At 57.6% G+C, this 13,214-nt stretch carries 7 protein-coding genes and 2 pseudogenes; 2 read left to right on the forward strand and 7 right to left on the reverse strand.

What is annotated here, in order from left to right:
* Positions 1-28: 28 nt before the first annotated feature.
* From narI to HMPREF7545_RS04390, 4 genes and pseudogenes are all read right to left on the reverse strand, one after another.
* Positions 29-694 carry a respiratory nitrate reductase subunit gamma gene (gene narI, locus HMPREF7545_RS04375; protein WP_037372119.1) on the reverse strand — a complete coding sequence of 222 codons (666 nt, stop codon included), beginning with the start codon at positions 692-694 and terminating at the stop codon, positions 29-31.
* The gene (gene narJ / locus HMPREF7545_RS04380; protein ID WP_006694474.1) at positions 694-1,224 is read right to left on the reverse strand and encodes a nitrate reductase molybdenum cofactor assembly chaperone; all 531 of its coding nucleotides are present in this window, start codon (positions 1,222-1,224) and stop codon (positions 694-696) included. Before narJ ends, narI begins: the two co-directional genes overlap by 1 nt.
* The gene (narH, locus tag HMPREF7545_RS04385) at positions 1,224-2,645 is read right to left on the reverse strand and encodes a nitrate reductase subunit beta (protein ID WP_006694475.1); all 1,422 of its coding nucleotides are present in this window, start codon (positions 2,643-2,645) and stop codon (positions 1,224-1,226) included. Before narH ends, narJ begins: the two co-directional genes overlap by 1 nt.
* Positions 2,635-6,330: pseudogene (locus HMPREF7545_RS04390) on the reverse strand (nitrate reductase subunit alpha). Before HMPREF7545_RS04390 ends, narH begins: the two are co-directional and overlap by 11 nt.
* Before the next feature lie 266 nt (positions 6,331-6,596).
* Here HMPREF7545_RS04390 and HMPREF7545_RS04395 point away from each other — a divergent pair.
* The gene (locus tag HMPREF7545_RS04395; protein WP_006694478.1) at positions 6,597-7,925 is read left to right on the forward strand and encodes a threonine/serine exporter family protein; all 1,329 of its coding nucleotides are present in this window, start codon (positions 6,597-6,599) and stop codon (positions 7,923-7,925) included.
* Positions 7,926-8,290: 365 nt separating this feature from the next.
* On the opposite strand, the gene alr is transcribed toward HMPREF7545_RS04395, so the two are convergent.
* The 3 genes from alr to ald form a co-directional block, all read right to left on the reverse strand.
* Positions 8,291-9,397 (reverse strand): alanine racemase, encoded by a 1,107-nt coding sequence (alr, locus tag HMPREF7545_RS04400; protein ID WP_006694479.1) that lies wholly within the window; start codon positions 9,395-9,397, stop codon positions 8,291-8,293.
* A 179-nt stretch (positions 9,398-9,576) separates the two neighbouring features.
* The gene (locus tag HMPREF7545_RS04405) at positions 9,577-10,956 is read right to left on the reverse strand and encodes an amino acid permease (protein ID WP_040571215.1); all 1,380 of its coding nucleotides are present in this window, start codon (positions 10,954-10,956) and stop codon (positions 9,577-9,579) included.
* 114 nt (positions 10,957-11,070) lie between these two features.
* A complete protein-coding gene (gene ald / locus HMPREF7545_RS04410) occupies positions 11,071-12,192 on the reverse strand; it encodes an alanine dehydrogenase (protein WP_006694481.1) in 1,122 nt (373 codons plus the stop codon).
* Between the two features lie 259 nt (positions 12,193-12,451).
* Here ald and HMPREF7545_RS10370 point away from each other — a divergent pair.
* Positions 12,452-13,214, forward strand: a pseudogene (locus tag HMPREF7545_RS10370) (nitrate reductase); the annotation flags it as partial.

Below are 13,214 nucleotides of genomic sequence, written 5' to 3' on the forward strand. Positions count from 1 at the left end.
TACAGCATATGTGAAGGATGCTTTTTTGCTATTTCTTCCGATAGATGATCGGGCTGCGCACAAGGTACTCAAACGGTGCGCTGAGGCAGTGGACGAGGCGCGTGAACGGGAAGAGGAACGCGACCGCCATCCACGCGAACATATGGATACGGAACATGAGCGGCACGTTCTCCATGTAGTCGATCTCGGGGCTGAGTGCGAGAACCGAGCGGAACCACGGCGAAATCGTCTCGCGGTAGTCAAAACCGCCCTGCACGGCGTTCAGCGTCGTGGACGCGCAGCCCGTAAAGATCGCAAGGAAGAGGAACAAATAGAGCCACTTGTCCATTGTCGACGTGTTGACCGCCATACGGTCCTTACCGAAGCGGCGGATGAGGAGCAGGACAAAGCCTCCGAAGAAGAGGATACCCGCAGGTGCTCCGCCGCCGAGCGCAATCATGTGGTAGAGGTGCTCGTCGATGCCCGCCGCCTCGGTCATGAACTTCGGGATGAGCACGCCGATGACGTGTCCGCCAAATGCCATGACGAGACCGAGGTGGAACATGGGACCCGCGATCTTCAGGTCGCTCTTGGAGAGGAACTGACTGGACTTCGTCGTCCAGTTCCGCTCAGAGACGGTGTAGCGCACAATCGTCCCCACGATGAGGAACGTGAACGCGATGTAGGGGAGTATGCCCCATGCGAACTGTTTCATCATGCTGTCCTCCCTTCGAGAGCGGATGCCTCCGTGAGCACGACATCGAGGAGAAATGCGTAGGGCAGCTTCGCCTCGATCAGACGGTCACGCAGCAGCTCCAGTTTCGGCTGAATCTCATGCAGAATGTGCAAAGACGTGCGCTCGGGCACGGCCGCCGCGAGCTCGAGGAGTGCGGGCAGATAGTCCGGCAGTTCGCGTTCGAGGTCATAACCCGCATCGAGGAAGAGCTGCTTGTAGCGCAGCATCTCCTCGGACTGCTTGCCGAAATCCGTGCGGTTGTGCGTTGTGAGGTAGAGGTTCGTGTTCTGCGAGAAGTCAAAGGCACGCACGTATGCGTCCTCGAACTCCTGCCGCTTCGTCTCGCCGATGTAGCCGAAGAATTCCTCGAACACCTCGCGCGACTGCGGGCGCTCGACATCCGCAACAGCGGCAGCGTGCGTGGGCACGCCCTCCCACCAATCCGCCGAGGGGTACTCGAACAGATAGGAGGTGAGGAGGAGCGGTGTCTGTATGCGATTCGTCTCCATCAGCAGCACCCCCCGGGGCAGGCGTAGCCGACCGAGCCCTGCAGCTCGCGCAGCTTCTCATGCGTCACATCCTGCATTCCCGCAGGGATGTTGAAACGCTCGCGGCGTTTCGCAAGCCCGAGGAGGCGGTACATCGCCTCGTAGGTTTCCACATCGTGCGTCAGATTCGCAGGCAGAGCATCGCCCGTCTGCTTTGCACGCATGACGGCGCGCAGCTCGAGGAGGACATGCAGCACGCGCTCGATTGCCGCCTCATCGCCCGCCGTGAGGAGCTGTGCGAGGTAGGCGACAGGGATGCGCATCTCCGCCGCACCGGGGAAGAATACCTCCTCCTCGACGCGCCGCGCAATCGGGCTGAGGGGCGGGACGTACCAGACATTCGGCAGCGTACGGTACTCCGGATGGAGCGGAAACGCGATCTGCCACTCCGCGATCAGCTTGTGCGCGGGCGAGTTCTGTGCCGCACGCATCCAGCGGTCGGGGATGCCCGCCTCCTTTGCCGCCGTTGCGACCGCAGGGTCGTTCGGGTCGCAGAGCGCACTGAGATATGCCTTGTAGATGTCCTTCGGATCGGGCGTCGATGCCGCCGCCTTCACTTTATCTGCATCGTAAAGTAATACGCCGATATAGCGCATGCGCCCGACGCAGCCGTCGCTGCACACGGTCGGCAGACCGTTCTCAAGGCGCGGGAAGCAGAACGTGCACTTCTCCGCCTTGTTCGTCTCCCAGTTGTAGTAGATTTTCTTGTACGGGCAGGACGGAACACAGTGCCGCCAGCCGCGGCAGCCGTCCTGCGAGATGAGCACCACGCCGTCCTCGTCGCGCTTGTAAATCGCACCCGAGGGGCACGCCGCGACGCACGCGGGGTTGAGGCAGTGATTGCACAGGCGCGGCAGATGCTTCATGAAGATGTCGTGGAACTCGAGTGTGATCTCCTGCCCCATCTTGCTGAGGTTGTAGTCTTTGCGTGCGGACGCGCCGTCGGCGAGGTCGTCCTCCCAGTTCGGCCCCCACTTGATCTCCATACGCTTCTGTGTAATCAGCGAGCGCGGACGCGCCACAGGCTGATGGTTGCGCCGTTTCGTGTGAATCAGCGTCTCGTAGTCGTACGTCCACGGCTCGTAGTAGTCGTCCATCTCGGGCTGCTGCGGATGATAGAACAGCTTTGCAAGACGCGTCGTCATGCCGCCGGTCTTGAGTCCGAGCTCGCCGTCACGCAGCTCCCAGCCGCCCTTCCACTTCTCCTGGTTCTCCCACTGCTTCGGATAGCCGATGCCGGGCTTGGTCTCGACGTTGTTGAAATACATATACTCCGCGCCGCGCCGGTTCGTCCAGACGTTCTTGCAGAGGATGGAGCATGTGTGACAGCCGATGCACTTGTCGAGATTCATGACCATCGCAATCTGTGCTTTAATCTTCAAGCCAATCTACCTCCTCCATGCGCCGCACGACAACGTACGAGTCGCGCTGATTGCCCGTCGGGCCGTAGTAGTTGAAACCGTAACTGAGCTGCCCATAGCCGCCGATGAGGTGGGTGGGCTTGATGTGGATGTGGGTCGGCGTGTTGTGCGTGCCCGCGCGCGTCCCCGAGATTTTCGAGCCCGGCACGTTGATGTGGCGATCCTGCGCGTGGTGCATAAAGACCGCACCGTGCGGGATACGCGGCGAGACGACGACGCGCGAAGCGACGACACCGTTGCGGTTGTACAGTTCGATCCAGTCGTTGTCCTTCACGCCGATCTCCGCCGCATCCTTCTCGCTCATCCAGACACTCTGTCCGCCGCGGAACATCGTGAGCATCTGCTGCGCATCGAAATACATACTGTGCGTGCTCCACTTGTTGTGCGGCGTGAGGTACTTCAGCGTGATTTCCTTCTGCGTGCCGTTCAGCGACTTGTTCATCGGACGGAAGTCGAGGATCGGGCGATAGATCGCCTGCGCCTCGCCAAACTCGCGCATGACCTCGTGATCCATGTAGAAATGCTGCCGTCCCGTCAACGTGCGGAACGGAATGAGTTCCTCCACGTTGTTCGTAAAGGGGGTATAGCGGCGGTTCTGGTTGCTGCCCGTAAAGGTCGGTGCCGTGATCGTCTCACGCGGCTGCGCGATGACCTGATCGTAGGTGAACCGCTCGTCCTCGCGATCCTTTGCGAGGCGCGCGAGGTTGTCGAGACCCGTGCGCTTCTCCACCGCCTCCCATGCGCGGACTGCCGTACGTCCGCAGGTCGTCGGCGAGAGCCCGAGCACCGCCTCAATCGCCTGCCGCGCCTCGTAGATGGAGGGACAGCCGTAGGACACATAGTCCTTGTTCTGGATGATACCGTTGCGCTGACGAATCTCCTCGTAGTCCTCCGCCGAGTCCCACGTATTGCCATGGCTCGCCGTCTTGCCGCCCGCATTCGGGCCGAGCGCGATCCACTTCTCATAGAGCTTCGTATAGTCAATCGTATTCGATGCAATGTTGGGCATGGTCTTGCCGGGGATCGGCTCGCTCTCGCCCTTGCTCCAGTCGCGCACGATGCCGTCCGGCTGCGCCAGCTCCGCCTCGCTGTCATGCCCGAGCGGGGTCGCAGCGATGTTCGTGTACGGCGTGAGCTTTGCGTCCTTTGCCACCTCAGACACCGCCTGTGCCAGCGTGCGGTAGATGTCCCAGTCCGTCCGCGACTCCCAGAGCGGATCGACCGCCGGCTGGAAGGGGTGGACAAACGGGTGCATATCCGTCGAGGAGAGGTCGGTCTTCTCGTACCACGTCGCCGTCGGCAGCACGATGTCGGAGTAGAGCGCGTTGCCCGCCATGCGGAAATCGAGCGAAACGAGGAGGTCGAGCTTGCCCTCGAGCGCACCGCCCGGCTGCATGAGCTCCTCCTTCTCGCGCCACTTCACCTCCTGCGGGCGCGTCGCACAGTCCTCCTCCTGGAAGATGCTGTTCTCCGTGCCGAGGAGGTATTTGAGGAAGTAGTCGTTGCCCTTCGCGGACGAGCCGAGCAGGTTACACCGCCAGACAAAGAGGTTGCGCGGGAAATTCTCCGGTGCATCGGGGTCTTCCCATGCGAACTTCAGGCTCTTGTCCTTTAGGCTCTTGACGATGTATTCCTTGATGCCATCCGCGCCCTCGAAGCCCGCCGCCTTTGCATCCGCAGCGAGGTCGTTCGAGCCACGGTTGAACGTCGGGTAGGACGGTGCCCACCCGAGACGCGCCGCGAGCACAGCATAGTCCGCCGCGTGGTTGTAGCGTGCGTTTTCGTTCGCCGCCGTCAGTGCGTCCGTCTGGATCTCGTCGCTGCGCCACTGATCCGTCGCAAAGTAGTAGAACGAGGTGGAGTTGAGCAGCTTCGGCGGTGCCTGCCAGTCCGTGCCCGTCATGATACGCGCCCAGCCTTCGCTCGGACGGAGCTTCTCCTGTCCGACGTAGTGCGCCCAGCCGCCGCCGTTGCGCCCCTCGCAGCCCGTGAAGAGCAGGAGGTTGATGATCGTGCGGTAGACCGCATCTGCGTGGAACCAGTGGTTGATGCCGCCGCCCATGATAATCATGGTTCTGCCGTTCGTCTTGATGGCGTTGTCCGCGATCTCGCGTGCCGTCTTGATGACGAGATCGGGCGAAATACCCGTGTACTTCTCCTGCCATGCGGGCGTATACGGCGTGTCGTCCTCGTACGAGCCTGCGCTCTCGCCGCCGATGCCGCGATCAATCGCATAGTTCGCGAGCGTGAGGTCGTAGACCGTCGTGACGAGCACCTCGCCGTCCGCCGTCTTCACGCTGCGCACAGGCAGAGCACGCGTCAGTGTGCGCTCCCTGCGGTCGTTGCCGAAGTACGGCAGCTGCACCTCAACCGTCCCCGTCTTGTCGTCCCAGACGGAGAGACGCGGGCAGATCTCCGCGCCCGTGTCGCGGTTCTCCTCGCGGATGTTCCACTTCTCCTGCGTCGACCAACGCTCGCCGAGCGTGCCGTTCGGGATGACGATCTCGCCCGTCTTGTCGTCCACGACGTAGTAGCGGAAGTCCGCGTGCTTCTCGTCACGCCCCATGTCGCGCGAGGAGAGCATACGCCCGGGGATGTACGTGCCGTCCTCTTTCTTCTCGATGCGCACGAGGAACGGGAAGTCCGTATACTTCCGCGTGTACTCGAGGAAGAACGGCGTTGTTTGATCAACGTAGTATTCCTTGAGAATGACGTGCCCCATCGCCATCGCCATTGCGGAGTCGCTGCCCACCTTGAGCGGGATCTACGTATCCGCGAACATCGAGGACTCGGCGTAGTCGGGCGCAATCGACACGACCTTTGTACCTTTATAGCGGACTTCTGCCATAAAATGCGCATCCGGCGTGCGCGTGAGCGGTACGTTCGAACCCCATGTGATGAGGTAGCCCGCGTTGTACCAGTCGCTCGACTCGGGCACATCCGTCTGCTCGCCCCAGATCTGCGGGCTCGCGGGCGGCAGGTCGGCGTACCAGTCGTAGAACGAGAGGCCGACGCCGCCCATCAGCTGCATGAAGCGGATGCCCGCCGCATAGCTCAGCATCGACATCGCCGGGATAACGGAGAAGCCGAAGATGCGGTCGGAGCCGTAGGTATACGCCGTGTAGAGCACGGACGCAGCGATCAGCTCGCTGACCTCCTGCCAGTTCGAGCGCACAAAGCCGCCCATACCGCGCGCCTGCTTGTACTGCTTCTTCTTTGCGGGATCGGAGGCAATGCTCTTCCATGCCTCGTACGCGTTCGGATGCGCCGCACGCGCCTCGCGCCAAAGAGCCGCGAGTTCCCCGCGCATATACGGGTACTTCACGCGGTGCGGACTGTAGAGATACCACGAGAACGTCGTCCCGCGCGGGCAGCCGCGTGGCTCGAAGTCCGGCATATCCGGCGCCGTCTCCGGATAGTCGGTCGCCTGATTCTCCCACGCCACAATGCCGTTCTTGACGTGGACGTTCCAGCTGCACGAGCCCGTGCAGTTGACCCCGTGCGTCGTGCGGACCGTCTTGTCGAACGACCAGCGGTCGCGATACATGTTCTCCCATGCGCGCCCGCCCTCGTGCGTCTCATTGTGACCGTCTGCGGATTTCGACGTCGGAATCAGATACTTAAACTTTTGAAAGATACTGCTCACGCCTTCACCCCTCCACTATATTGCCTCTTATGAAAAAGACTTATACACATGATATAATTTTACGATAAGCTGCATCCGATGCATGTGAACAAGATCACAGGAGGTCAATTTTTTATAACTGAAAATTATTCTTTTGATCGCTTTTCTCTATAAATTGATTGAGACGGATTGCCGCATGGCACTTCATTTCTTATTTCATCGGAACAGCAGTCTATGTTATAATGTAAAAAATTGTGAGCAGATGAAGAAAGGCAGCGCGGTCCCGCATGGAATCAAATCCGATCAAAGGCGTCTCGGAAGACAGCAACAAGGCGCTCAATCACAAGATGAAGATCCTGCTCGACATCGGGCAGACGCTGATGGAGAACGGTGCAGACTGCGCACGCATCGTCCGTGATATGCGCCGCGCCGCCGTCCAGCTGCGCATCCCCGCTGAGCAGATCCAGTCACACGTCACATATACCACCCTCATGCTCTGCGTCAGTGACGGAGAACGTTCCTTCACACAGTTCCGCAAGTGCATGAAGCACGGCGTAAATCTCTCCGTCATCGCCGCCGTCAGCAAGCTCACATGGCGCATCCTGCGCGGAAACACTTCGATCACCCCGATCGAGCGCGCAATCAATCGCATCCGAGAGCGTCCCCTCTGCTATCCTGACTGGGGCATCGCACTCGGTGCTGCCGTTGGTTCCGGCGGATCGTGCAAGCTCTTCGGCGGCAGCTGGCTTGAGGCGCTGATCGCGATGATTGCAGCACTCATGGGATTTATCGCACACCGCATGAGTACAAGGTATGCATTCAACCCATATGCCTGTGCAATGATTACAGCATTTGTCGCAACGCTCTTCGCATGGATGATCCCTGCCGCGTTTGGCCTCGGAACTATGTGGTACGCTCTCGTCGCGTGTACCATCTTCCTCATGCCCGGCTTTCCGTCCATCAATGCGGCGAGCGATATGCTGAACCGCTTTATCACCTCCGGCATGACACGCGCGATGGATACCATGCTCATCATCGGCGGCATGACCTTCGGCATCGCGTTCGCCATCCTCGTTGCGGGCGTTCACAACATCTCCGACGTGCACATACAGCCAACGGACACCTACTTCACTCAGGCACTTGCCGCCATCCTCGCGGCGGGCGGTTTCTCCATCATGTTCAACACACCGAAGAGGCTGCTCGCTATCGTCGCTGTCGAGGGAATCGTAACCATGCTGATCCGCAATGTACTCATGCTCGAGTTTGGCGTGCCGCAGGCGATCGGTTCCTTCGCCGCCGCCGCAGTCGTCGGCATTGCCGCACTCAAGGTCATCCATATCGTACACACCCCGAACACCCTGCTCATTATCCCGCCCGTCATACCTCTCGTCCCCTGCGTTCTCCTCTACCGGCTGCTCTTTGCTGTGCTGCATATCCAAACCATCTCCGTGGAAGAGCTCTTAGAAGCTCTGCGGTTTGGCGTGGACGGCGTTACCATCATCCTCGCCATTGTCGTCGGCGTCTCCATCCCGAATATCTTCATCCAGCAGCGCATCGAGGCGCAGCAGCAGCGCGAGATCAATGACATTATCGCATGCCGCAAAGCTGAGGGCTAAAAATACGCCGATCACAGCCGCGTTGAAGATACTCTCCTTATCTGCAAACCATCCCTGTCGCAAGAGAATGCTTGCACAGGGATATTTTTTTGGATCACGCTGAGCGGGTATGAAACAATCGTCGGCGAAGCCGGCATCTACGCCGACTTCATCACGATGCGAAAGGTCGCTGTCGGCTGGAACGTCAAGAAGACCGCCTGATATCCTGCGGTTATAAACCCCACAAAGATAAAAGATGTCCGATTCCCAATACGGCATTCATCGGGCGCACTTGTAAAAGAATATCATCTCCATAATAGTTTTGGGCTGCCGCACGAAGCAAAACGCTTCTGCAGCAGCCCGAAACTGCGTGCAAGCGCCCTCTCTCAATCGATATAAACGCGTGAAACATGCTTTGATACGAGACAGAGGACTTCGTAGCTGATCGTATTCGCCCACTCCGCAAGATCGTCTGCAGGCAGCGTATCCGAGCCAAAGAGCGTGACGACATCCCCTATTTTCGCCTCTGGGATATCGGTAATATCGACCATGCACTGATCCATGCAGATACGTCCGGCAATGGCGGCACGCTTGCCCCGTATCTCGACTGCACCGCATGCATAGGCGCGAATGTACCCGTCCGCATACCCGACCGAAATTGTTGCGATACGCGTCTCGCGTTCTGCGATAAAATGGCGCCCATAGCCGATTGATGTGCCGGGCGAAATGGTCTTAATGTAGACAATACGCGCGCAGAACTTCATCGCCGGGCGCAGATAAAACGGATGAGCAACTTCATTGGAGGGCCAAAGCCCGTACTGAAGGATCCCCGCACGAACCATGTCAAAATGTACATCCGGCAAATCAAGAATGGCGGCAGATTCAGCAATATGTCGAAGAGGGATATGAATTCCAGCCGCTTCGACCCCGGTGCAGGCAATTTGAAAAAGTTTGATCTGATGCCGCGAAAAACTTTTGTCTTCGATATCGGCAAGGGCAAAATGGGAGAATATTCCCTCCAGCTCAATCCCCGGAAGCGCCGTGATCTTCTTTGCGAAGTCGGCAGCATCCTCCGGGCGGACGCCAATGCGTCCGAGCCCCGTGTCGACGGCAATGTGCACCTTAACCCTCTTGCCCTGGGCAGTCGCTTCGGCTGACAGTGCCTGCACGAGATCAATGCGGCAAACCGTCTGCGTGAGATCCGCATCGACAATATCAAACGAGCTTTCCGGCTTGGTCAGGCCAAGGATGAGAAGCGGCGTTGTAAAGCCTGCCTCACGCAGCTTCAACGCCTCGGAGATCGTCGCAACCGCCAAATACTCCGCCCCTGCCGCGATCGCTTTGCGCGCTACGGCAATCGCACCATGTCCATAGGCATCTGCCTTCACCACAGCACAGAGCTTTGCCTCGTGTCGGATGTATTTTCGAATCTCTCCGTAATTGTGGGCGATCGCACCAAGATCGATTTCGACCCACGCCGCGCGGCTTGGCATAGGGCACTTCCTTCCGCTTCTGCATCAAACGAAAACCTCTTATGTAACGCTATTATTTTAGCGGATGCAAGATCTTTATGCAACGTATTCTTCTTTTGAAAACGAATGTACAAGATCTTTTCAGACGAAAACAGCCCGTCCTTTGGGACGGGCTGTTAGCTTGCTTGCCGTACAATTATTTACTTCTTTTCCCAGCAGCGATGCTCGGTTGCGTAGAGGTTGTAAAACACAAGGCCGAGCAGCATCAGCACGATGAAGGTGATGTTCGTTATGAACGAAAGCGCCCAGATAAGGTAGAGGCAAACGGCCATGCCGATCGGCGCGAGCACGTAGAGCATCGGGAAAGTGAAGGTGCGCGGCAGTTCAGGTGCATTGCGGCGAAGCGCAATCAGTCCGACAAATACAATGAAGAAAGCCGCCAGAACGCCCGTATTTGCCAGCTCAACAATGTAGAGCATCGGGACGCAGCCTGCAATGAACGCGATGAGAATCGAACCGCCGAGGGTGATGAAGTACGGCGTACCGTGTTTCGGATGAATATTCGCCATGACCTGCGGGAGGAATCCGTCGCGTGACATTGCGTAGAAGACGCGTGCCTGACCGAAGATGTAGACGATGAGCGTCGTAATCATGCCGAAGAGGATGCCGACCGTCACAAAGTTCGCAAGGCCCATGTGGCCGATGAGGCGCAGACAGTAGGCAACCGGGTCCGCACGGTCAAGATCCGTGTAGTTGACCGTTGCCGTGAGCACGAATGCGACGACGGCATAGATGCAGAGGCAGACAAAGACGGAAGCGATGATGCCGATGGGGAGACTCTTCTCCGGTGTTTTGCACTCCTCGGCAGATGTTGCGACCGTATCAAAGCCCATAAAAGAGAAGAACACAACCGCCGCGCCGGTCATGATGCCGCCGGCACCGAACGGAAGGAACGGATTCAGATTCTCGGCAATGTTCATCTCAGGAGCAGTGACAAGGACGAATGCAACGATGGCGCACAGTGTGATCGAAATGAGGATCGTATTGAGACGCGAACTTTCCTTCGTGCCGTGCGCGAGGATGAAGCCGATCAGCAGCGTAATGACAACGGCCGGCAGATTGATAATACCCCCCTCCGGCATCGTTGTAAGCCATTCCTTTGGTATCTCCATTCCAAGAGACGCCATCATTCCTGAGAAATAGGCCGAAAATCCGACCGCAACCGCACTCGCGGTAACGATATAGCCGATGATGAGCGACCATCCGCAGAGGAACGCCATCCCCTCGCCGAGGGATGCAAACGTATAGGCATAGGCACTGCCTGCGGCGGGGATGAGCGATGCCAGTTCGGCATAGGCAAGCCCGACCAGCATGCAGAGGAGTCCTGCAGCTATAAAGGATAATACGATGCCCGGCCCTGCATAGCGCGCGGCACCAATTCCCGTCAGGACGAACACGCCCGACCCGATGATGCCGCCAATCCCAAGGAAGGTCAGATCAACGGTACTCAGCGTGCGGTGCATCCCGCTGTTTTCACGCTGTGCACTGAAGTCTTCCAGTGTCTTCTTCTTAAAAAACATAAAAACCATACCTCCAAGCGTTTCCTCGATAAGTAAATTAGGAAAAGGGCTATTTCACAGCGCATATGGAAGCATATGGGAGTGAAACAGCCCCTTAGCAATCAGCGTGAAGAATTACGCAAGAAAATCATCAATGGGCTTAAATGGGAGGTTCAGTGCCTTTGCAACCGCCTCGTTGGTGAGGTGACCATCGATGGTGTTGAGGCCGAACTTGAGGCCGGGAACTTGCTGAAGGGCTGCCTTATAGCCCTTGGTTGCAATATCAACCGCATAGGAGATCGTTGCGTTCGTAATACCGAGCGTAGAAGTACGGGAGACGGCCCCCGGTATGTTGGCGACGGAGTAATGAACAACGCCGTGCTTTTCGAACGTCGGGTTCTCATGCGTGGTGACATGGTCGCAGGTCTCGATCGAACCGCCCTGATCGATTGCAACATCGACGATGACGGATCCTTTCTTCATGGTCTTGACCATTTCCTCGGTGACGAGGATCGGGGTGCGGGCACCCGGGATGAGAACCGAGCCGATCAGGAGATCTGCCTCGCGCACCCACTTTGCGATATTGTAGCTCGAAGAATACTCCGTAACAATGCGGCCGCCAAAGATATCGTCGAGCTCACGGAGGCGCTCGATCGAGAGATCAATGACCGTGACGCGCGCACCGAGACCAACGGCAATCTTCGCCGCATTCGTTCCAACGTTGCCGCCGCCGATGATAACGACCTGGCCTGCAGAAACGCCTGCGATTCCGCCCAGAAGGACGCCGCTTCCGCCGTAACGGCTCTCAAGGAACTGCGCGCCGATCTGAACCGACATACGCCCTGCGATTTCGCTCATCGGAGCGAGCAGCGGAAGACCGCGCCCGCTCTTGCCGAGAACCGTCTCATATGCAATACCGACGACCTTCTTTTTAAGAAGTGCTTCCGTAAGTCCCGGCTCAGCAGCAAGGTGGAGATATGTAAAGAGAATCTGTCCCTCATGGAAGAGGTCGTATTCAGATTCAAGAGGCTCTTTTACCTTAACAATCATTTCGGAACGATCGAACAGAGCTTTCTTGTCCGATACAATCTCAGCTCCGACTGCCTTATAATCAGCATCTGTAAAACCGCTGCCGACGCCGGCGCCTTCCTCAATCAGAACCGTGTGGCCTGCGCGGCGCATTGCCTCAACACCTGCGGGGGTCATACCGACGCGGAATTCATTATTTTTGATTTCCTTTGCAACGCCAACAATCATATTTTTTCCTCCTACTATAGATAGATAGAAATACAGAAGGTATAAAACGACTTGGGTTTTTTCTAAAGTTATACCCTATTTGCGATTTTATTATAATTCAGACACTTTTGTCAAGTAGGAAATGTGATTTCTTTTAAACCATCATACATGCGAATCAATCTTTTACAGACGATTTCGCGTGCGTTCAGTATTCTTATTTGTGAAATTCAATTCTTTGTGATAGAATAAAAATGTTTTGAGATATCGCGGGAGGGCAGGCATGAACAGTGAGAAGAGAGTTCTGTATGCGCCACTCTGCGATGCTTTTATATTGGTCTTCGTCGCCGCCCTCGCTCTCGTTCTGACTGCGTCGCTCCTCGCGCGCACAGGCATGCCGTTCACAGCGGCGTATCCATGCGGCATTGTTGCCTGTGTCATTGGAACGCTCATGGCTTCGCGCGGCGGAAGGACGCTGATTGCGCTCCCCTCTCCGTCCATTACGGCATGGTTGGTCTATGAGGAGATCATCGCACGCGGCATTGCGTGGCAGGAACTGCTCGGCATCGCCGCGGTCGTCTCCTTCTCAGGCGCTCTGCTCACACGCACAAAATATGCAGCTGCACTGCAGGCGTCGCTTCCTCCGATCATACGGACGGGTCTCATCTTTGGTCTGGGACTTACGATGCTGATAACAGCAGCCCTCTACGCACGTATCCTGCTGCCTTCCCCATGGGCACTGACCATGGGAGGCTCACTCTCCGACCCGCTGACTTACTACACACTGATCGGCGTCCTGCTGGTTCTTCTCCTGCATGCAATGCGCGTGCGCTTTGCTCTGCCGCTCGGAATGGGAATTGTCACTGCCCTCACATGGGCGGAGGGTTTTTGGGAGATTCCTGCAGTGCCGTTTCTCCAACCGGATATACTGGCCACGGCATTTGTCCTGACAGCACCGGACGCAGGTGATTTTCTTTCGGCCGCTGCTCTTGGTCTGACGCTCCTGTTCACACTTGCACTCGAAAGCACAGTCGTACTCTCGGCGC

Source organism: Centipeda noxia ATCC 43541, assembly GCF_000160555.1.
GTDB classification, from domain to species: domain Bacteria; phylum Bacillota; class Negativicutes; order Selenomonadales; family Selenomonadaceae; genus Centipeda; species Centipeda noxia.

Coding starts and splice junctions, on each gene's coding strand:
- HMPREF7545_RS04395 (WP_006694478.1), top strand. CDS start 6,597: ATGGAATCAAATCCGATCAAAGGCGTCTCGGAAGACAGCAACAAGGCG.
- narI (WP_037372119.1), bottom strand. CDS start 694: ATGAAACAGTTCGCATGGGGCATACTCCCCTACATCGCGTTCACGTTC.
- narJ (WP_006694474.1), bottom strand. CDS start 1,224: ATGGAGACGAATCGCATACAGACACCGCTCCTCCTCACCTCCTATCTG.
- ald (WP_006694481.1), bottom strand. CDS start 12,192: ATGATTGTTGGCGTTGCAAAGGAAATCAAAAATAATGAATTCCGCGTC.
- HMPREF7545_RS04405 (WP_040571215.1), bottom strand. CDS start 10,956: ATGTTTTTTAAGAAGAAGACACTGGAAGACTTCAGTGCACAGCGTGAA.
- alr (WP_006694479.1), bottom strand. CDS start 9,397: ATGCCAAGCCGCGCGGCGTGGGTCGAAATCGATCTTGGTGCGATCGCC.